Annotated in this window: 22 protein-coding genes, 1 other RNA gene and 1 riboswitch; of the genes, 4 read left to right on the top strand and 19 right to left on the bottom strand. The window is 39.4% G+C overall.

What is annotated here, in order from left to right; translation table 11 throughout:
- Positions 1-37: 37 nt before the first annotated feature.
- Complete coding sequence (locus HCX62_RS07655; protein WP_185638207.1) at positions 38-1720, bottom strand: formate--tetrahydrofolate ligase; 1683 nt, start codon at positions 1718-1720, stop codon at positions 38-40.
- Between the two features lie 157 nt (positions 1721-1877).
- Positions 1878-2306 (bottom strand): transcriptional regulator MntR, encoded by a 429-nt coding sequence (gene mntR / locus HCX62_RS07660; protein WP_185638208.1) that lies wholly within the window; start codon positions 2304-2306, stop codon positions 1878-1880.
- A 364-nt stretch (positions 2307-2670) separates the two neighbouring features.
- On the opposite strand from mntR, the gene cspD reads away from it, so the two are divergent.
- Positions 2671-2871 carry a cold-shock protein CspD gene (cspD, locus tag HCX62_RS07665; protein ID WP_003728273.1) on the top strand — a complete coding sequence of 67 codons (201 nt, stop codon included), beginning with the start codon at positions 2671-2673 and terminating at the stop codon, positions 2869-2871.
- Between the two features lie 123 nt (positions 2872-2994).
- Positions 2995-3396 carry a ribonuclease HI family protein gene (locus tag HCX62_RS07670; RefSeq protein WP_185599715.1) on the top strand — a complete coding sequence of 134 codons (402 nt, stop codon included), beginning with the start codon at positions 2995-2997 and terminating at the stop codon, positions 3394-3396.
- 17 nt (positions 3397-3413) lie between these two features.
- Here HCX62_RS07670 and HCX62_RS07675 read toward each other — a convergent pair whose 3' ends face one another.
- The 11 genes from HCX62_RS07675 to HCX62_RS07725 form a co-directional block, all read right to left on the bottom strand.
- Positions 3414-4286, bottom strand: a complete 873-nt coding sequence (locus HCX62_RS07675) for a 5'-3' exonuclease (RefSeq protein ID WP_185638210.1) — start codon at positions 4284-4286, stop codon at positions 3414-3416.
- A 77-nt stretch (positions 4287-4363) separates the two neighbouring features.
- The gene (gene rpsN / locus HCX62_RS07680) at positions 4364-4633 is read right to left on the bottom strand and encodes a 30S ribosomal protein S14 (protein ID WP_185638216.1); all 270 of its coding nucleotides are present in this window, start codon (positions 4631-4633) and stop codon (positions 4364-4366) included.
- Between the two features lie 122 nt (positions 4634-4755).
- Positions 4756-5814 carry a chitinase ChiA gene (chiA, locus tag HCX62_RS07685; protein ID WP_185638217.1) on the bottom strand — a complete coding sequence of 353 codons (1059 nt, stop codon included), beginning with the start codon at positions 5812-5814 and terminating at the stop codon, positions 4756-4758.
- Between the two features lie 191 nt (positions 5815-6005).
- Positions 6006-7313, bottom strand: coding sequence for a nucleobase:cation symporter-2 family protein (locus HCX62_RS07690; protein WP_185638218.1), 1308 nt, complete (start codon positions 7311-7313; stop codon positions 6006-6008).
- A gap of 6 nt (positions 7314-7319) precedes the next feature.
- Positions 7320-7898 (bottom strand): xanthine phosphoribosyltransferase, encoded by a 579-nt coding sequence (locus HCX62_RS07695; protein ID WP_185530169.1) that lies wholly within the window; start codon positions 7896-7898, stop codon positions 7320-7322.
- Between the two features lie 82 nt (positions 7899-7980).
- Positions 7981-8081, bottom strand: a riboswitch (purine riboswitch).
- A 45-nt stretch (positions 8082-8126) separates the two neighbouring features.
- The gene (locus tag HCX62_RS07700; protein WP_185638219.1) at positions 8127-9635 is read right to left on the bottom strand and encodes a carboxypeptidase M32; all 1509 of its coding nucleotides are present in this window, start codon (positions 9633-9635) and stop codon (positions 8127-8129) included.
- 15 nt (positions 9636-9650) lie between these two features.
- Entirely contained in the window at positions 9651-10799 is a 1149-nt protein-coding gene (locus tag HCX62_RS07705; RefSeq protein ID WP_003732062.1) for a THUMP domain-containing class I SAM-dependent RNA methyltransferase, read from the bottom strand.
- A gap of 161 nt (positions 10800-10960) precedes the next feature.
- Positions 10961-11342: RNase P RNA component class B (gene rnpB, locus HCX62_RS07710), an RNA gene on the bottom strand.
- Positions 11343-11378: 36 nt separating this feature from the next.
- Positions 11379-11720 (bottom strand): cell division regulator GpsB, encoded by a 342-nt coding sequence (gpsB, locus tag HCX62_RS07715; protein ID WP_185502044.1) that lies wholly within the window; start codon positions 11718-11720, stop codon positions 11379-11381.
- Between the two features lie 131 nt (positions 11721-11851).
- Positions 11852-12397, bottom strand: coding sequence for an SLOG family protein (locus HCX62_RS07720; protein ID WP_185638220.1), 546 nt, complete (start codon positions 12395-12397; stop codon positions 11852-11854).
- A complete protein-coding gene (locus HCX62_RS07725; RefSeq protein WP_185638221.1) occupies positions 12394-12759 on the bottom strand; it encodes a YppE family protein in 366 nt (121 codons plus the stop codon). Before HCX62_RS07725 ends, HCX62_RS07720 begins: the two co-directional genes overlap by 4 nt.
- Positions 12760-13005: 246 nt before the next feature.
- Between HCX62_RS07725 and recU the strand changes: the two genes are divergently transcribed.
- Together recU and HCX62_RS07735 are read left to right on the top strand one after the other, a co-directional pair.
- The gene (gene recU, locus HCX62_RS07730; RefSeq protein WP_185638224.1) at positions 13006-13611 is read left to right on the top strand and encodes a Holliday junction resolvase RecU; all 606 of its coding nucleotides are present in this window, start codon (positions 13006-13008) and stop codon (positions 13609-13611) included.
- Between the two features lie 31 nt (positions 13612-13642).
- The gene (locus HCX62_RS07735) at positions 13643-16114 is read left to right on the top strand and encodes a penicillin-binding protein 1A (RefSeq protein WP_185638226.1); all 2472 of its coding nucleotides are present in this window, start codon (positions 13643-13645) and stop codon (positions 16112-16114) included.
- Positions 16115-16160: 46 nt separating this feature from the next.
- Here the strand turns inward: HCX62_RS07735 and HCX62_RS07740 are convergent, their stop codons facing one another.
- From HCX62_RS07740 to HCX62_RS07765, 6 genes are all read right to left on the bottom strand, one after another.
- Positions 16161-16649, bottom strand: a complete 489-nt coding sequence (locus HCX62_RS07740; protein WP_185638228.1) for a YpoC family protein — start codon at positions 16647-16649, stop codon at positions 16161-16163.
- Positions 16642-17301, bottom strand: coding sequence for an endonuclease III (gene nth / locus HCX62_RS07745; RefSeq protein WP_185638230.1), 660 nt, complete (start codon positions 17299-17301; stop codon positions 16642-16644). The genes HCX62_RS07740 and nth overlap by 8 nt, the downstream gene beginning before the upstream one ends.
- 10 nt (positions 17302-17311) lie before the next feature.
- On the bottom strand, positions 17312-18031 hold the full coding sequence (locus HCX62_RS07750; RefSeq protein ID WP_185638232.1) for a DnaD domain-containing protein: 720 nt from the start codon (positions 18029-18031) through the stop codon (positions 17312-17314).
- 152 nt (positions 18032-18183) lie between these two features.
- On the bottom strand, positions 18184-19476 hold the full coding sequence (asnS, locus tag HCX62_RS07755) for an asparagine--tRNA ligase (RefSeq protein ID WP_008948231.1): 1293 nt from the start codon (positions 19474-19476) through the stop codon (positions 18184-18186).
- A gap of 13 nt (positions 19477-19489) precedes the next feature.
- Positions 19490-20671, bottom strand: coding sequence for a pyridoxal phosphate-dependent aminotransferase (locus tag HCX62_RS07760; RefSeq protein WP_185638233.1), 1182 nt, complete (start codon positions 20669-20671; stop codon positions 19490-19492).
- Positions 20672-20693: 22 nt separating this feature from the next.
- A complete protein-coding gene (locus HCX62_RS07765; RefSeq protein ID WP_185638235.1) occupies positions 20694-21278 on the bottom strand; it encodes a cell wall elongation regulator TseB-like domain-containing protein in 585 nt (194 codons plus the stop codon).
- Between the last annotated feature and the right edge of the window lie 3 nt (positions 21279-21281).

Raw genomic sequence — 21281 nt, forward strand, 5'->3', positions numbered from 1 at the left:
TCCAAAAGCGGCGAATCCACTTTTGGAACTTCTACTTTTAAAATAAACCTTGCGCGTTACCATTTTCATCAACATCCATATTTAATGCCGCTGGTTTTTTCGGTAAGCCTGGCATCGTCATTACGTCGCCTGTTAAAGCAACGACAAATCCAGCACCAAGTTTTGGAATAAATTCGCGAATATGAATGACAAAATCAGTTGGGCGACCGAGCAATGTCGGATCGTCCGATAATGAATATTGTGTTTTCGCCATACAAATTGGATAGCGATCCCAACCATATTTTTTAAATTCCACGATTTGTTTTTGTGCCTTGCTAGAAAGCTCCACGCCAATACCACCGTAAACCTTCGTCACAATCGCTTCTAATTTTTCTTCAATCGACCAAGCGTCATCATAAATGCGTTTGTAGTCCGCTGTTCCACTTTCCACAGCTGCAATTACTTTATCCGCGAGTTCAAGACCACCATCGCCGCCTTTTTCCCAAACTTCTGTTAAGGAGAACGGAATGCCATGTTCTTCGCAAAGCGCTTCTAATTTCGCCACTTCTGCGTTAGAATCAGTGATAAATTTATTAATCGCTACCACGTACGGGATACCAAATGTTTGGATAGACTCCGTATGTTTTTGCAAGTTAGTAAAACCTTTAGCTAACGCATCGACATTTTCTTCGCTTAGTTCGGTTTTCAAAGCGCCGCCGTGCATTTTCAGCGCGCGAATCGTTGCTACAATAACCACACAATCCGGTGCTTTTCCAAGAGCAGGAACTTTAATATCTAAAAATTTCTCCGCGCCAAGGTCTGCACCAAAGCCAGCTTCTGTCACAACATATTCGCCAAGTCTAAGCGCTGTACTTGTCGCAGAAACACTATTACAACCATGAGCTATATTGGCAAAAGGTCCGCCGTGCACGATTGCAGGTGTATGTTCTAACGTTTGCACTAAATTCGGTTTCAAGGCATCTTTTAATAGTAACGTTAACGCGCCTTCATAACCCATTTCGCCAACTGTAATTGGTTCTTTTTTATAGTTATAGCCAATCACAATTTCACTTAAGCGTTTCTTTAAATCTTTTAAATCGCTTGCTAAACAAATGATTGCCATGATTTCTGAAGCAACTGTAATATCAAAACCATCTTCGCGCGGAACACCTTGAATCGGGCCACCAAGACCAACGACTACTTTTCGAAGCGCCCGGTCATTTAAATCAACCACACGTTTCCAAACGATTCTGCGTCCATCAATGTCTAAGTCATTACCTTGTTGCATATGGTTATCGATAAATGCCGATAAAGCATTATTTGCAGCTGTAATCGCATGAAAATCGCCTGTAAAATGTAAATTAATATCTTCCATTGGAATAACTTGCGCATATCCGCCACCAGTTGCCCCGCCTTTAATCCCCATAGTAGGTCCAAGCGATGGTTCGCGCAGTGCGATAACGGTTTTTTTATCTTTTTTAGAGAGTGCGTCACCAAGACCAACTGTCACTGTCGATTTACCTTCACCAGCTGGTGTTGGGTTAATCGCTGTTACAAGGACAAGTTTTCCTGGTTTTTTGTCTTTTAACGAGTGAATCGTATCATAGGATAACTTTGCTTTATACTTTCCGTAAAGTTCGAGTGCATCTGCGTCTAGTCCTAAATGTTCGGCAATAGTCGTAACTGGTAGAATTTCTGCTTTTGATGCAATTTCAATATCTGATTTCACTTTATTTGACATGATATCCCCTCCGAATATGTATATTGTAACAAAGAATTAAGATATTTTGGCCACTTCAGTGCATCAAAAAAGCGCGACACCAAGCGATGTAACACCATTTTGATTCTAAAGTAAAACCTGATTGCGCAAAAATCAACATCTCAACCTTGGATTACCGTTATTCCTTTGTTTCTGGTTTGGTCGACTCCATTGCCTTAAGCGTCTTAAGCGCATCCGGATGATTTTCAAAAAACTGCACAACATCCCCAATTCGGTCAATCGAATTCCAACTCAAGTGGTGTTCAATACCTTCCACATCATGATAAATATGGGATGGTTCTACGCCAATAATGCTTAAAAAACTTTCTAGTAATGCGTGTCTTTCTAGGAGCCTTTTCCCCATTTGTGTTCCTTTTGGCGTCAAAATTAATCCACGGTACTTTTCGTAGATTAAATATTCGTCTTTATCCAGCTTCTGTACCATTTTTGTTACAGAGGATGGATGGACAAATAACTCATCAGCAATATCCGAAACCCTGGCATAACCTTTCGTCTCAATAAGGGAATAGATTTTTTCAATATAATCTTCCATACTAGGTGTTGGCATAGCTATACCCTCCAACTTAAATTCTTTCACATAGCCAATTGTACTATAATATCCAGCTTTCTAAAAGTAATTACCCTTTCAAAAACGAAATTTCTCCTAGAATGTTTCCATGAAAAAAGCAGTATTTAGTAGTAATTTAGGACATTCTAGTAAAAAGTATGCCCTTACAAGTCCCAAAATTTAAAAAATATCGAAAATCAGCTTGACGTTTATAGGTATTTTGATTTATAGTGTTAGTATCATATGCGGCAACGCTATGAACTGAAAAGGTAGTATTTGCGAGAAAAATTTTTTAAGTTAGAATGAAAGCGTTTTAACAAATGATTCTAGCAATTATTAGCCATACTTAGGAGGATTTATTTCAATGCAAAATGGGAAAGTAAAATGGTTTAACAATGAAAAAGGTTACGGTTTTATCGAATCAGACGGCGGCGAAGATATTTTCGTTCACTTCACAGCGATCCAAGGTGACGGCTACAAATCTTTAGAAGAAGGCCAAGCGGTAACATTTGAAGTTGTAGAAGGTAATCGCGGCGCTCAAGCAGCTAATGTAGAGAAAGCCTAATCCAGTTGCCAATTAGACACGGACGTAAAAACCGGTAGCGATTTACCGGTTTTTTTATTGCAAAAAAATAGCTTTCCTTCTATAATAAAGCCACATCTATTCGTAAATGAGGAGGCGTACAATATGGAAGTTTTCGTTGATGGAGCAAGTGCTGGAAACCCTGGTCCAAGTGGTGCTGGAATTGTTCTGAAAGCAGACGGCATCTATGAACAACTCGCGATTCCACTCGAAATAATGACCAACCACGAAGCAGAATTCATTGCAATTAAACTCGGGCTAGAAGAAGCCTTGAAAAAACAAGCAACTTTCATTCGTTTGTACTCTGATTCAAAAGTTGCCATTGAAGCCATTCATAAACGACATGCGAAAAACCCTTTATTTAAGCCCCATTTAGAAGCTATTTTAGAAATGACGGATTCGTTAGAGTTATTTTTTGCAGAATGGCGTAATGTTAGCCAAAATAAACAAGCCGACCAACTTGCGCGTCAGGCAATAAAAAAACAGAAGCAACCTGGCGTAAAATGACCAGATTGCTTCTATTTTTATTCGATATCACGTGTTAATGTTTTTAAGCCATATTTTTCCACTACTGCAAAAGCATCATCGCGGAAGCCATCATATTTCAAGCTTGGTAAGTCTATTTCTAGTGGAACTTCGGTATGAATTCTAGCTAGTTTTTGACTTAGTTCTAGCATTGCTAAGTCTTCTTGAATTTTGGTTTGTTGGGCTGGTTTAAGTTTATCGAGATTGTTTAAGACACCTTCAATGGACTCGAATTCTTGGATGAGCTTAATCGCTGTTTTTTCACCGATTCCACGTACACCAGGATACCCATCAGATGTGTCCCCCATCAATGCTTTCACATCAACAAACTGTCCTGGGGTAATACCCATTTCTTCAAAAAATGTTGCTTCATCGTATCGTTTATAATTGCCGTAACCTTTTTGCATAATCCAGACATCATTCGTTGGTGCGATCAGTTGCAGTAAATCTTTATCACCACTTAAAACGGTAGTCGCAATTGTATTAGTCGCTTGCACCGTAATCGTACCAATGCAATCATCCGCTTCAAAGCCAGGTACGCCTAAATTAACAAAGCCAAATCCCGCGGCAACTTCTTTCGCTAAATCGAATTGCGGAATCATTTCTTCTGGTGGTGCCGTTCTGCCAGCTTTATAGCCATCGTATAGTTCATTTCGAAATGTTTGTGATCCCATATCCCAACAAATCAGCGTATGCGTTGGGTTACTTTGACGGATTGCCGCAAACATATGGCGCATAAAACCTTGCACCCCATTCGTTGGTATCCCGTTTTGATTAAACATAAATTGCTTGGAAACGGCTGTTGCATAAAATGCTCGGAAAAGTAGTGCCATTCCATCAACAACGAGCAAATTTTCTCGATTTTCAGTCATATATAATCCTCCAATTTCCTTCTACTGCCATCTATTGTAGCATAATTATATCTGGCTCGCAGAAAAAAAGGAGCTTTTTACCAGCTTGCTTTTTTCACGCCGGGTAATTGTCCTTGATGTGCTAGTTCACGAAAACGAATCCGTGACATACCAAATTTACGCATATAGCCATGTGGGCGTCCTGTTAGCTCGCAGCGATTGTGTAATCGTGATGGCGCGGAATCACGCGGTAATTTGCGCAACTCGTCGAAACGACCTTCTGCTTTTAGTGTCCGGCGTAGTTCGGCATATTGTTCTACAAGCGCTTGTTGGCGTTCATATTTAGCAACTTTTGATTTTTTAGCCATAGTTTCTCCTTTCTTAAATAATAATCATTCCGATTTACATCATACGCCGATTTTAAAACGAACGCAAGTCTTCTGTTTCAAAAAACCGATACCCACTTTAAACGTGGATATCGGCTATTAGCTTATTTAGTTCCCACAATTGGGCCATATGCGTTGGAGAAACCATTATTATAAGGCACTCCCGCTTTATTCGTACCACCATCCCAGTTCACAGACCAAGTCATGATCCCTTTCACTGGTGTCCCTTTTGCTTGTAAACGAGTGAAAACATTTTTGACGATTTGCGGATCTGTTACGTATCCCGTTGCCGCTGCATCCACATTGGCCGGTAAGCCGAACACAAATTTATTAGCTGGGATTTTCAGGTAACCGCGCGTCCCATTAATAAACGAGTCGGCCATATAGTATAAGAAAGATTCTTTTAATGTATCGTTATTTTGCGCAATCCATTGGTTCGTTTCATCGACCCAAACACCATCGCCACCTTGGTTGTATAGTTGTGGGGCAATATAGTCATAGTAATTAGCAAGTGAAGTTAAGTAGCTTTCGTAAGCACTGCCGGGTTTTAAATAAGGAAATTCTGGTGCCATCGTGATTAAGAAATTTTTGCCTTCTGCTTTATAATGATCTTTGACAATTTTTAGTGCTGCTGGAATGACTGTTTTATTGTCTCCCGCAGTAATCGCACTTTGTTCTAAGTCAATGTCTAATCCGTCAAAACCATATGTTTCCACTTGGCGGATAATTTCATTTGCGAACGCTTGCTCATCCCCTGCTTTAAGTTCGACGTGTCCATCCGCACCACCAAGCGCTAACAGAACGGCACGACCTTCTTTATTTAATGCGCCCACTTGTGCTCTGAAATCGCTGTCATTTATTCCCACTGGTTTAAATGTTGGAATGCGATTGACCCCGTCCCCTTTCATAAAGGAAACATCTACCACATTATAAGCTTTCGGCGTATCTTTTAATGCAATATCTGCCGAAGTCCCTTGTTGATAGCCATCTTTTCCGGAAGATTTCCAACTATGCCAGTACCCAACTAGCACTTGTTTGTTAGAAATATCGGGCATTACTGAAGCGTCATCTGTCGCCGCTTGTGCCGTACTTCCAAATGCCCCCAGTCCCGCGCCAACTAAAAGTAAAGACAAACCACCAACCATTACTTGTTTTCCACTCATCTACTTTTCCCCCTTACTTTATCTACCCCAAACTTACTTTTTTGGAGCTACTAGAAAATACCCAACATAGTGAAAATAAAACTAGAAAAACAGCAAAAAAGCGAAATTGATATAGACCAATTTCGCTTTCAAATAAAGGAATGTGTATAAGTAGATGAGAAAAAATAGCCCAATTAAAACTGTTTTATTTTTTACTCGGCATGTTGAGGTTCTGGATTTGTTGCTTTTTTATCTTTACGATGTGGAATCATATTGAAGATAATGTTTAGCGCAATAGCCGTAACACTACCAGCAACAATCCCGTTACTCGTAAATAAACGAACAAACGCTGGGAAAGCATTAAACAAATCTGGTACAACGGTAACACCCAGGCCAACACCAACCGCACAAGCAATAATTAGCAAGTTCTCTTGGGAAGTAAAATTAACTTTTCCGAGCATCTTAATGCCTTGCGCGACAACCATGCCAAACATAGCGACCATCGCACCACCAAGAACTGGTGTTGGAATAATCGTGGTCACTGCCCCAATTTTAGGAATTAAACCAAGGACGATAAGAAAACCAGCTGCCGCATAAATAACTTTACGTGTCTTAATGCCAGAAAGCTGAACAAGTCCAACGTTTTGCGAGTAAGCCGTATATGGGAATGTATTAAATACGCCACCAAGCATAATCGCAAGCCCTTCCGCCCGGTAACCGCGAGTTAAGTCTTTTTGCGATAATTTACGTTCAGTAATATCAGATAAAGCGAAATATACCCCGGTCGATTCCACCATGCTAACAAGCGCAATTAAAATCATCGTAATAATCGCCGGCCACTCAAATGTCGGTGTGCCAAAATAAAATGGTTTCGGCATATGGAACCAACTAGCTTCACTCACCGGTCCGAGCGAAATCCCTTTATAAAGCGCCGCAAAAAGCGAACCGCCAACGAGGCCAATTAAAACAGCAATCGCCTTCGAAAATCCTTGCCCAAAACGATACACTAAAATAATTAAAAATAACGTTCCAAAACCAAGGCCAAGATTATACATCGAACCGAAATCTTTCGCCCCAGCCCCGCCAGCGAGATTATTAATCGCCACTGGAATAAGTGTTAAACCAATCACTGTCACAACCGAACCAGTTACAACAGGAGGGAAAAATCGAACAACTTTGGAGAAAAATGGTGCTATTAATAATACAAAAAGTCCTGAAACAATAATCGATCCGTAAATCGCGCCAATTCCCATGTCTTGCCCAATCAAAATAATTGGTGCAATGGCTTGAACTGCACATCCAAGTACAACAGGCAAACCAATCCCAAAGAAGCGGTTAACCGTTAATTGCAGCAATGTCGCAATCCCACACATAAAAATATCAATCGAAACTAAATAAGTCATTTCTTCTCCGTTAAAACCAAGTGCCCCACCAATCAACAGTGGCACGATAACTGCGCCAGCATACATTGCTAAAACATGCTGAAATCCTAAAGCTGCAATTTTCCCTTTACCTAACATTTATTCCTATTCCTCCTCTAAAAATAAGATTTCTTCGTTTTCAAGTGAGGCAATTCGTGCTAGTGAATAAACTGGAATCCCTGTTTTATTTAATAATTCACGGCCTTGTTGGAACGATTTTTCAATCACAATCCCAATTCCCGCGACTTTTGCTCCGGCAAGCTCCGCAATTTCAAGTAAACCTAAAGCCGCTTGACCATTTGCGAGAAAATCATCAATCACTAAAATCGTGTCATCCGCCGTTAAAAATTGTTTGGAAACCGAAATATCATTCGATTCTTTTTTTGTGTACGAATAAACCGTGCTCGTATACAAATTATCCGTTAACGTCACCGATTTTTTCTTCCGAGCGAAAACAACTGGTACGGAAAGCGCAAGTCCCGCAAACACAGCCGGCGCGATACCCGACGATTCAATCGTTACAATTTTCGTAATCCCTAAATCTTGGAACCGTTTAGCAAATTCATTTCCCATCGCTTGCATTAAAACGGGATCAATTTGATGATTTAAAAATGCATCTACTTTTAAAACGTTACCTGGTAAAACTGTCCCTTTTTCTTGAATAAACTCTTCCAGTAATTTCAAAGCTATTCTCCTTTCAAAATAAAAAAAACTGCTCCTCTAAATTTAGAGAAGCAGTATAGAAGCCACCAATTTTCGGGGTGACTTCTTTATACAAACTACTCATAGTCCGGTTATTTACGGTAACCAGGTAGAAACTCGTCGCCCAATCGCAACTATTATACAAGTATTTCGGTTTTAAGTTATGTTGTTTATTATAGCTTTCTAAAGGAGCATGGTCAAGCTAATTTTTTACTTATTAAATTGGTAAACGTATGCATATCTTTTTTCTAGTAAATCTAGTAAATACGTAGGGTTCAAGCCTTCTCCTGTTGTATCTGTTAGAATTTCTAGTGGTTTCTTCGTTTTACCAAATTTATGGACATGCTCAGTTAGCCACGTTTTTAGTTCCGTATAATCATCACTTGCAATGATTGCATCGATGTTCGGAATTTCTTTTTGCATTTGATGATAGAACTGCGCTGCGTACATTAAACCTAGTGCGTATGACGGGAAGTATCCGAAATCGCCGCCAGCCCAGTGGATATCTTGAAGTACACCATTTGTATCATTATCTGGGCGAATGCCTAAGTATTCTTCGTATTTATCGCCCCACGCTTTTGGCAAATCTTTCACTTCAAGCTCGCCATTAATAAGCGCTTTTTCCAGTTCATAACGAATCATAATATGCAGCGGATAAGTTAATGTGTCCGCTTCAATTCGAATCAGCGAACTTTCGGAAATATTCACCGCACGATAAAAATCTTCCAACTTCACATTATCAAAAGCCGGTTTAGTTATCGCCTGAAAATCAGCATAATTACTTTTCCAAAACGCCAAACTAGAACCAATAATGATTTCATAAAATAAGGATTGAGATTCGTGAATTCCCATCGAAGCCCCGTTTGCAAGTGGTGTTCCTACAAGAGACGCATCAAAGTTTTGTTCATAAATCGCGTGACCACCTTCGTGAATCGTTCCAAAAACAGCCATTTTAAAATCATTTTCATTATAACGTGTCGTAATCCGAACATCACCAGTATTCAAGCCAGTCGCAAACGGATGAACGGTTTCATCTAAACGACCCGCTTCAAAATCAAAGCCCATTTTATTCAAAATGCGAATGCTAAATTCTTTTTGTTTTGCTTCGGAAATTTTTGTGTTTAGAATCGATGGATCTGGCTTCACGCCTTCGTTCGCGATTTTCTCACGGATAGCCATAATGCCATCACGTACTTTTTCAAAGACAGAATCAAGCACAGAAACCGTCACGCCAGGCTCATATTGATCAAGTAATGTGTCATATTTATTTTCTTCATAGCCCCAATACTCCACGAACTTGCGCTTCATTTCCAAAATTCTTGTTAGAAACGGTTCAAATGCCGCAAAATCATTTTGTTCACGGGCAGTTGTCCAAGCTGTTTCGGCTTGCGCAACCAGTTTCGTATATTCCGCGTATTCTTTGCTTGGGATTTTTTTATTTAAATCATATGTTTTTTGAGATTCTTCTAAAGTTTTACGAGTGATTTCGGATAGATTTTCTTTATCTTGGTTAAGTCCGGCAATAAAAGCAGCCATTTCTTCAGACGTTTGCATATTGAAAATCTCTTCGGAAAGAACGCCAATGACGTCTGAGCGGCCTTCCATTCCTTTTGACGGTGCGCCTGTACGAAGATCCCAATAAACTAATGCGAGTGCTTCTTCCAGTGCTTCCATCTTTTTAATATACGCTAAAAATTCCTCTTCTAATGTTTCTACCAAACTTAACTCCTCCATTCAATCTTCTTTTTTAGGACGTGGTTTTCTTGGACCCCAGTATTGATATAAATCTGTGCGCAAGTAACCATTATATAATTTCCGTTTTTTCGTCGCTTTTTTGCCATAAACTTCTTCAAACAGTTCATAAGAAGTAAGGACGTAGACAGACCATGTCGGCATGCGTTTGTAAACAATACCCATTTCGCGGTACAGTTGGCGCACTGCTTCCTCATCTTCTAAACGTTCCCCGTACGGCGGATTCGCAACAACAACCCCGTACTCATCTTCTGTTTGGAAATCAGCTACTTGCAGTTGTCTAAAGGTAATCAAGTCACCAAGACCCGCTTCGACAGCATTTTGTTTCGCGATTTCGATTAAACGAGCATCAATATCGCCACCGATAATATTTAGTGGTTGATCATAGTTAGCTAAATCTTCGGCTTCTTGTCTCGCATCAGCCCAAATTTGTTTCGGCATCCAGTCCCATGTTTCTGATACGAATTCACGGTTGAATCCCGGCGCGATATTTTGGCCAATTAGAGCTGCCTCAATTGGAATCGTCCCAGAACCACATACAGGATCATAAAATGGTCTATCCGGGTGCCAGCTAGTAAGTAACACAAGTGCCGCCGCCATTGTTTCTTTGATTGGCGCACTACCTTGCGCTAAACGATAACCACGCTTATGTAATCCCGCACCACTCGTATCAATCGTTAGCGTCACTTCATCTTTTAAAATAGAAACTTCTAGCTTAAATAACGCGCCTGTTTCCATCAAACGACCAGAACGACGATATTTTTCACTGACACGATTAACGATCGCTTTTTTTACAATTGCTTGGCAGTCAGGCACACTATAAAGCGTTGACTTAACTGATTTTCCAGCCACAGGAAACTGTGCATCTAGCGGCAAATAATCTTCCCAAGGTAAAGCTTTCGTCTTTTCAAACAGTTCATCAAATGTTGTTGCTTTAAAAACGCCGACAACAATCTTCACTCGGTCCGCTACACGCAGCCAAAGGTTCGCTCTAGCAATTGCGGATAAATCTCCTTCAAAATATACCTTACCGTTTTCTACTTTTGGATCATAGCCTAAACGCGCTACTTCTTTCCCAACAATTGCTTCTAAACCAGAAGCAGCAGTCGCCACCAACTGAAATGTTTTCATTGTGTCCCATCCTTTAATTAAATTTCTAATGAAAAAAAGCTGTTTTAAGAGGAGGAGATTTGTTTTAAATAGGCATTCAACCAGGTCGAACACCCACCTTAAAACTTGCGCTCCGGCCTTCTAAAACAGCCTTCAATGTTAAATTAATCCTGAAAATAACGCTCTGTAAGCCATGTTCTGTTCTTTACTACATACAGGGTAATAGTAAAGAGATAACCATCTATCTGCGCGAAAATTAATTCGCACCTCGTCCCTTGTTCTTGATTCCTCGGGAAAAGTGCCCCTACCATAAGTTTGAGTTTCTCGCTCGTGGGGTTTACCTCGTTCCACTTCCGAGCATTTCTGCCGGAACTTCGTCACTGTGGCACCTTCAAGGTTATAAGACCATATCCGAAGACTTAGGTCATTCACCTGCCGTCAAACCGGAAATCCGGAATGCCCTGGCTTATTGTTTGACCAGGCACGATCACTACGGGCATCACAGCACCGTGCGAGCATGGACTTTCCTCTGCTTTCAAAAGAAAACAGCGATTATCCGAACGTTATTCATTTATTCTTAACCTATTAATACTAGCACACCTATTCGTTATCGTCCAGCTTATTTCCAAAAACATGTTTTTCTAAGTTAGAAAGACGTTTTAGAATGTCAAAGTTGGTCGTTCCAGCTGGTTGTGCCGCTGCTTGGAAAGTTGGTGCAGGTTGTGTCGATGTTCTTAGTGGCGCGCTATCAAGTTCTTGTACAAGTCGAATATTTTCAGCTTGAAGAGCCTCGATTTCTTGCGTGAAAGTACTGTAATCTTTAATAACCATGTCTAAAAACTCATCAACATCTTCTGGACTATAACCACGAAGCCCAGTTTTAAATTCTTTTTCCAAAATTTCTTTACCTGTTAAGTGATACTCAAATTGTTCCGAAGTCATATAACTCCACCTCTATCTCTATTCTTACGTATTTTTGTTCTAATCATATACTTACCCTTATTTTTTCAAATCTCACACCATTTGTCAATCTATTCGAGTATTTTTTTGTAAAAATACTATTTACTTCTATATTAAAAGGTTTGATTCATATCCTCAACAACCTCTTGAAGCGCATAAAAATCAATGCATTCTAAAAAATAACTAGCTTGCTCTTTCGCTTGCATGGCACGATCATAAAAAAATTTCGGTGAGCCTTCTTTTTCTAAATCATACACAAGTAAGGCCCCGTCCGTATTATCGATAATAAAACCATCTCTTGCCGCAAATTGCGCCGGGCTCTCATAAGGACGTTTCGTAATAAACGCATGATAGTCGGCTTTTTCTCGTACTTCGGTTGCCCATAACTGGTTTGCTTCGTTCCAATTAGCACTTTGTTTTTCAAAAGGCTCAAGAATAGCTAGCTTAATAGGATATTCTGCTTTTAAATCGGCCACCACTTCCCCTGCCCAAAGCTCAATCCCTAACTGTCCAGAAATAATCACCCATTCTAAGCCATCCTCCACAAGCGGGACTATATGACGCTTCATCGCTTCCTTAATAAAAACCGCTTCATCCGCATCCTTTTTAAAAATTCCCAGTTCAAAATTTTTGTATCCCGTTACTGCGATGGATTTCACATCAATTCCTCTTTTCTTTTTAAGAAATCTCTCACTCTTGTTAGTGTATACTTGGTAGACTGGTAGTGGTCCAGGAAATGTTTGTAAAAAGACTTTCCATTAAATGCACTTACTGCCGTCATTTGAACATTATCACAGGCTTGTCTTAATTGCAGTTCTCCTAAATAAGGAGGACGCTCTTTGTTTACCCATGGAATAGCTAATTCTAAAAACGCATCCGCGCTCTCCTTTGCTTCATCCACGAATGGCTTCATATCTTTATAAAAATCAAACGGTTTTGCTTCTTCACGGTTACTTAAATATAGTTCCCAATTCTTTTCATTCTGAAGAAGTAATTTTTCCGTACGGGTTAAAAGTTCCATTCTATCACTCTTTCCTTCACATTTTCAGATACTTCAAGCATAGCATAGGACAGAAAATCTTGCCTAAAATTAGATTATTAGTTAAAATATGGTAAAATAGACGAAGGTACGTTCTATTTATGAGGTAGTTTCTTGCCAAAAAGAGCTATTTTGCATTTAATTCCTACTATCATTTTCATTTTTATTTGTTATAATAGATGATAGTCTAAAATTCAGAATAGAATTTTTCTGATAGAGGTGAAAAAAATGGCTATTGGTTACCCTAACGGCAAAAAGTATGCAGCGAGTCCCGAGGGTCTTCCTCCAAAAAAACGCAAAGCTCCTGTAACTTATGGTAAGCGCGGTATGTCTTTAGAAGATGACTTGAATGATACGATTGCGTATTATTTAACCCACGAAATTGCAGTCATCCACAAAAAACCTACGCCTGTCCAAATTGTCAGTGTGGACTATCCAAAAAGAAGTAGTGCCAAAATTAAGGAAGCCTACTTCAAAACACCATCCACAACAGATTATAATGGTGTCTATAAAGGAAAATATGTTGATTTTGAAGCAAAAGAAACACAAAATACAACTTCTTTTCCATTGAGTAATTTTCACGATCACCAAATGACACACATGGCAAACGTCTTAAAACAAGATGGTATTGTCTTTGTCATTATTGCATTCCAAAAACTCGGAGAAACTCATTTTATTCCCTTTGAGAAATTTTATCCGTTTTGGGAACGCATGTTGAGTGGTGGTAGAAAATCAGTCACTATAGCAGAAATACAAGATGTATCAGACCAAATTCCTTATGGTCTAAATCCAAGGCTTGACTTCTTGCAATCAATAGATAAATTATACTTCTAGTCAAACCTTTTTTAAAGGAGAGAGATTTTTAATGGCAGATAAACCGCAGACAAGATCTCAGTATCGCAAAAAACCAAATGGTAATTCTAAAAAGAAACCCCAAAAACGAGGAAAACGTGTTGTAACGAATATTTTCAAAACGATTTTCTTTGTGGGCTTATTTTTAACTTTCTTTGGTATTGCGGCTGGTGCAACTGTTTTTTACGATTATGCAAAGGACGCACCTAAACTGACCGACTCCAAACTGCGCGATCCACTTTCATCCAAGCTACTTGATAAGGATGGTAAAGTTTTCGCAGAAGTTGGAACCGAACGGCGGGAATATATTGAATACAAAGATATACCTGAAACTCTAAAAAATGCAATTCTAACAACAGAAGATGCGCGTTTTTATGAACATGATGGCATTGACCCTATTCGACTTGGTGGAGCAGTAATCGCCAATGTTACAGATGGTTTTGGTGCAGAAGGCGCAAGTACCCTTTCCCAACAAATCATCAAGATGTCTTACTTAGACTACACAAACAAAACACTTGCTAGAAAAGCACAAGAAGCATGGTTAGCCCTTCAATTAGAAGAAAAATATAGCAAAAATGATATTCTCGAAATTTATGTGAATAAAGTCTATATGTCTGACCGTGTCCATGGTATGCAAACAGCTGCCGAACATTATTTCGGTAAAAATGTGAAAGACCTTACGTTAGCTGAAACAGCGCTACTTGCTGGTATGCCACAAAGCCCGAACAACTACAACCCTTACGACCATCCAGAAGCAGCTAAAAAACGTCGTGATCAAGTATTAACGAATATGTATACACATGATAAAATCACGAAAGACGAAATGACAGCTGCACAAAAATCACCAATTTCAACTGGACTTCGCTCGAAAAAAGATCGTGAAGATAAAATTTACAAATACGATTCTTACGTAACACAAGTTTTAAGCGAAATTCCAAAAGAATATGATGTTTATCGTGATGGGTTAACTATTTACACAGCACTTGACCGTGATGCCCAAGAGTACACGGAAAAAATGCTTAATACAAACGAAATTGTTAACTTCACTGATGATGAAATGCAAGCTGGTATTGTTCTTCAAGATACAAAAACCGGCCGTGTTCAAGCAATCGGTGGCGGACGTAATCAAAAAGTAACACGTGGCTACAACTACGCAACACAAGTAAAACGTTCAGTTGGGTCAACGATGAAACCGATTGCCGATTATGGTCCTGCTTTTGAATATTTAGATTGGTCCACTGCCCATATTTTAGAGGATGAACCATATACGTATTCTGGTGGAACTCCTATTAATAACTGGGATTTCGGTTATAAAGGACCAATTTCAGTAAGACAAGCGCTTTATCAATCAAGAAATATTCCAGCCCTAAAAACACTTCAAGCTGTTGGATTAGATAAATCCGAGCAATTTGTTAATAAGTTGGGTATTACTTATGATAAAGGCCAAAACGTAGAATCTAATGCAATCGGAGCAAACAGTTCCAACCCAATGCAAATGGCTGGTGCCTATGCTGCTTTCGGTAACAAAGGAATTTACAATACACCACATACCGTTACAAAAATTGTTTTATCGGATGGACAAACAGAAATTGACACAGAGCCGAAAAGTACTGTTGCAATGAAAGAATCAACAGCTTATATGGTTTCCGATGTGCTTAAAGACGTTCTTACTATCGGAACAGGTACATCAGCAGCCGTACCAGGTGTTCCTGCTGCTGGTAAAACAGGTACAACAAATATCCCACCTGAATTCACTTCGAAGTACTACTATCCTAGTGGTGCTGCTCGTGACTCATGGTTTGCTGGATATACAACGAATTATTCGATCGCCGTATGGACTGGTTATGATGATAAGCAAAAATATGTATCTGCGAGCGAACAAAAAATTGCCCAACGCATGTTTAGTAAGTTAATGGCTCATGCCTCTGCTGGTAAAACTACCTCAGACTTCAAAATGCCAAGCAATGTTGTTTCCGTTCCAATCCTAAAAGGTAGTAACCCAATCGCCCGCGCTGCAGAAGGCACAGCGAGCGACTTAGTAAGCTACGAGTTGTTCTTATCCGGAACTGCTCCAACGAAAACAGCTTCTACTCCAGAAGACGAGAAGAAGAAAAAAGAAGAAGAAGCTAAGAAAAAAGCGGAAGAAGAGAAAAAGAAAACCGAGGAAGAGAAGAAGAAAGAAGAAGAAGCTAAGAAAAAAGCAGAGGAAGAGAAAAAGGCTGAAGAAGCCAAAAATCTTACTGCCCCTGCCGGCTTGAGGGCAAGCTATAATGCTACCTCTAAGCAAATCAATGTTTCTTGGTCAGCAGTAACTGGCGCAACCTATGAAGTAACTGTCAATGGTTCAACAACTACTGTATCTTCTACCTCCGTTTCTGTAAGTGGTGGCAATCCAGGTGACACAGTTTCCATTAATGTCGTCGCCGTAAAAGATGGCAAGAAAAGCCCCGCCGCCTCGACTAGCGTCCAAATTCCAGATAGTTAATAGTAAAAGAGCGGAAGATGAGTCAAATCATCTTCCGCTCTTTTTATTATCTTTTCGCAATCAGTTTACGTTGTTCTAACATTAATTCATTTAATTGCCGGAAACCTAAAAATGTATTTCCTCGTTTTAACACATACTCTAATCGTTCCTCTAAATTGAGTGGTTTAGTTTCTAGTGTTTTCACTTGTTCCATCAAATTATCTAGTTGCACCGGTCGATGATTGCTCCAGAATAAAATAGATAAAAAAATACCCAGCGCATCTCTGACAGTTACAGGAGATGGCTTTTGATGCACTTTTAAATCTGCTTCCATACTTTCTGCCAAATTGGTCATATGTTTCGCCAATTTCCGACACGCCCGCTCTGTTTCATTTTTCCACGGAAGCACTCCCCCACCTTTTGTAAAAAACTGCTGTTCTTGCCAAAAAGGTAAGCCGCTTACGTAAATCGATTCGGGATCGTATTCTTCTAAAATAACATCTGGAGCAGGAAAATCCGGATGCGTCAATTCCACTGCATACTTAAATTCAGCCATCAAATCCCCTCACTTTCGCTTGTTTTTTACCTTCTCTACACAAATAAAGTAAAGGGCATGTAGGACATTCTGGGTTTCTTGCTTTACAATGATATCTCCCAAAGAAAATCATGTAGTGATGCGCATCTGACCAGAGCTCTTCTGGTAGTTTTCGTTTCAACGTTTCTTCTACTTCAACGACAGAGTCTTTCCATCTACAAATTCCCAGCCGTTTACTAATACGTTCCACATGCGTATCTACAGCAATCGCTGGAACACCAAAACCAACCGACAAAACAACATTGGCCGTTTTTCTGCCAACACCAGGAAGGCTCTCTAGTTCTGCATGTGTCCTTGGTACTTCACCGTTAAATTCTGTTAAAATTTTCTCAGATAGACCTTGGATATTTTTGGCTTTGTTTCGATATAAACCAATGGAACGAATATCATCCATTAACTCTTCTAGTGGAACAGCTAAATAGTCTTCGGGAGAATGGTATTTTTCAAAAAGAGAGGCAGTTACACGATTTACTAAAACATCTGTACACTGCGCGGATAACACAACAGCCACCAGCAATTCAAACGTATTTTTATGAATGAGTTCACAGTGTGCTGCCGGGAACATTTTTGCCATTTCTTCTATGCATAATACAGTTTGTTTATTTGATAACAATTTGTCTACGTCACCCTTTTCTTTTTTCAAGCCAGTCGTATAACGGAATCGAGCCTGCGCTTTTTTTTACTTCACTTTGATTAATCGTTTGGCTTGTGCGGCCATTTTGATGAAATTCTTCGGCTACTCGCTTGGCATCTTCAATTGTTTTAACGCCTTGTTTTGACCAGTTAAGAAGAATACGATCAATATATCGGAAATTTAATTTTTGAGAAATAACAGCTTCTTTTAGTGCTTCTTTAATTAAATCTGGGCTGGTTCGATCTTGCTCTACCCATGCGGATAACATTTCTGCTTCCATTGGAGAAAGAGGTCTGCCGAATTCTGCTTCAAATAGACTATATAAATTAGTTTGTTTCTCTATTTGCTTTTCTTGTCTAGAATCTGCTTCTTGGTTCTCGTACAAAGCGACTAATTTACCCCAAAGTGGCGCTAAATTATATTGTTCTGAAATCATTCGCGAATTATCTTGGCTTTGTTCGATGGCAATCATTCCTTTTTTGAGGAGCGAATCCATCGTTTTAATGGTTTCCTCGAGCGAAAGTGTGGTTCTCGTTGTTAACATTTCCATTGAAGGGAAAAATTCTGCTTCTGCTGCAAAGGATTGTATTTGAAGTAAAAGTACCAGTTCTATTTCGTTTAAGCCGATGGTTGGATAGTTTTTCACTAGTACTTGAGGCAATGTTACTTGCCCTTCTGCCATCCATTTTTCAAGAATTTTTGGATTCATTTTAAACACCTCACTACAAAATTATAACATGGTTTTCGAGGGAAAAATATAAAAGTGCGGATAAAATCATGAAATCAACTGGAAAAGATTATTTTCAACGTAAAAAACGACACAAAAAAAGTGAAGCCAGTAATCGGCCTCACTTTTATTTCTTATGGGTATAAACGATTTAGTAAACGTGGGAATGGAATGGTTTCGCGAACATGTTCTGTTCCGGAAATCCAAGCAACTGTACGTTCTAAGCCAAGCCCAAAACCGGAATGCGGCACAGAACCGTAACGAGCTAAATCAAGGTACCAGCTGTATGCTTCTTGGTCTAAGTCGAAATCTTCCATTCTAGCTTGAAGTGTTTCTAAGTCATGAATACGTTCGGATCCACCGATAATTTCTCCGTAACCTTCTGGAGCAATCATATCTGCACATAAAACAACTTGATCGTTTTCTGGATCTTCTGGCATATAAAATGGTTTAATTGCTTTTGGATAATGTGTAATGAAAACTGGTTTTTCGAAGCTGTCCGCAATCGCTGTTTCATGCGGTGCCCCAAAATCGTCTCCCCAAACAATATCATCAAAGCCTAACTCGTGTAAACGTTCGATTGCTTCTGTATACGTAATACGTGGGAAAGGTGCAACCATTTTTTCTAAATGACTAACATCACGTCCAAGGCGATCTAGTTCTAAGCGACAGTTATCAAGTACTGCTTTTACTAAGAAAGCCACATAGTTTTCTTGTACTTGTAAGCTATCTTCTAATTTGTAAAACGCCATTTCTGGTTCAATCATCCAGAACTCAATTAAGTGACGGCGTGTTTTTGATTTTTCAGCACGGAAAGTTGGGCCGAATGAGAATACTTTTCCGAAAGCCATTGCTGCAGCTTCCATGTATAATTGACCACTTTGAGAAAGGAACGCATCTTCTTCAAAATATTTCGTATGGAAAAGTTCAGTTGTTCCTTCTGGTGCACTACCAGTCAAGATTGGCGGATCGATTTTTAAGAATCCTTCTTGATTGAAAAACTCATAGCTAGCGCGGATAATTTCATTACGAATTTTCATAATCGCGTGTTGGCGGTTAGAACGTAACCATAAATGACGGTGATCCATTAAAAATTCTGTACCATGCTCTTTCGGAGTGATTGGATAATCATGCGATTCGCTAATCACTTCTACACCTGATACAGCCATTTCATAACCAAACGGGGAACGTGTATCTTCATTGATTGTTCCTGTTACAAATAGGCTTGTTTCTTGTGTTAATGCTTTGGCAGTAGCGAAAATATCATCGCCAACTTCTGCTTTTACGACAACGCCTTGCATAAATCCTGTTCCATCACGTAATTGCAAGAAAGCAATTTTACCACTTGAACGCTTATTCGCAAGCCATGCTCCAATTGTTACTTCTTTTCCGACAAATTCGGATGCTTGATTGATTGTAATTTTCACTTGTCTACACTCCCTAATTCATAAAACTTTTAATTCGATTTATAGCTTCTTGGAATAAGTCTGGATTTGTTGCATAAGAAAGGCGTATATAATCGGGCATTCCGAATCCTGAGCCTGGAATGACTGCGACTTTCGCTTCTTCTAAAAGAGCTGCTACAAAAGCATCTACATCCTGAAAACCTTTTTTATGTGCCGCTTCTTTTACTTCGATAAAGAAATAAAAGGCGCCATCTGGTTTTTTGGGTTTAAATCCTGGAATGCTGTTTAGTTCTGGATAAAAGCGTTCCATGCGTTCTTCAAAAGCTTTGTACATTGTTTCTGGAACATCTTGGCTACCAACATAAGCTTCAAGTGCCGCGTACTGGGCATTGGCTGTTGGGTTACTTGTTAAATGATCCGCCAGTTTGCTCATTCCAGCAATGATTTCTTTATTTGCAGCTGCGTAACCAATACGCCAACCAGTCATGGAATAGGCTTTAGATACGCCATTAATGACAATTGTTAGGTCGTATAAACGATCACTTAGGCTCGCAATTGAGACTAAATCAGCTTTGTTTCCATAGTACAATTTCTCGTATATTTCATCTGATAAAATGTAAATCTGATGTTTTTCAGCAACTTCACCAATTGCGATTAGTTCTTCTTTTGTATAGCACATACCAGAAGGATTATTCGGTGAGTTTAAAACAATTGCTTTTGTTTTTTCGGTAATTGCTTGTTCAAAATTTGCTGCTGAAATTTTGAAATCTGCATCAAAACCAGTTTCTACAAAAACAGGAATTCCGCCCGCTAATTTTACTTGTTCTGGATAAGTTACCCAATATGGAACAGGAATAATGACTTCATCGCCTGGATCTAAAATCGTTTGAAACGCAGAATAGAGTACATGTTTAGCTCCTGTTCCTACGAAAATTTGGTTCGTTTCATAGTTTAAGAACTGATCTTTTTTGAGCTTATCGACAATTGCTTGTTTTAGCTCGATGATTCCACTGGAAGGCGTATATTTGGTGAATCCTTTATTCATGGACTCAATTGCTGCATCGATAATATTTTGCGGCGTATTAAAATCTGGTTCCCCAGCGCCTAATCCGATAACATCAATTCCTTCTTGTTTCATTTGTTTTGCTTTAGCCGTAATCGCGAGTGTTGGCGACGGGGCTACTCCTTTGACACGTTTTGATAAAGGTAAGTCCATTCTATTCCCTCCTCCAATTTAGTTACAAGTTTTCAATTTCTCTGTACCATTCACCTGTTTCAAAGTTAATGTCAAAGTAGTTTAGCTTGTCATTCTTATCTAAGTAGGCAACTTCCCAAATCGGTGTTTCTTTTTCCATGCCTAAGTTCACATGTAAAATTTTCTTTGGGTTCTTTTCTTTGGTTACTTTGTCGCGTGCTTGCTGTTCTGTGATGCCATCAGATGCGAACTTAACATATACTTTGTCGGATTTCTTCTTCGGAACCCAGACGATGATATTCTTATTCTCACTGTTCTTGCCAGTTAATACGTAATACACTTCTTTTGGACCATTGTACAGATAAAATTGATCTGTTGTCTTTAAGTCGACTTGGCCGCTTATTCGATCTAAGGCTTCGGTTTCTGCACTGGTTACAGGTTTTTCTGCCGTTCTAAAGTACAGAAAAGCCAACACGATAAGCACAATAATTATGCCGAGAATAATCGCTATCCATTTGCCAATCTTACGCTTAGGTTTTCTATTTCGCAAAATTATCTCGCTCATTTCTATTTCTAAATTACCGAAACTAGTCCGGCGATATGCATTTTCATTTTCGCATAGATACATTAT

The organism is Listeria swaminathanii, from assembly GCF_014229645.1.
GTDB classification, from domain to species: Bacteria; Bacillota; Bacilli; order Lactobacillales; family Listeriaceae; genus Listeria; species Listeria swaminathanii.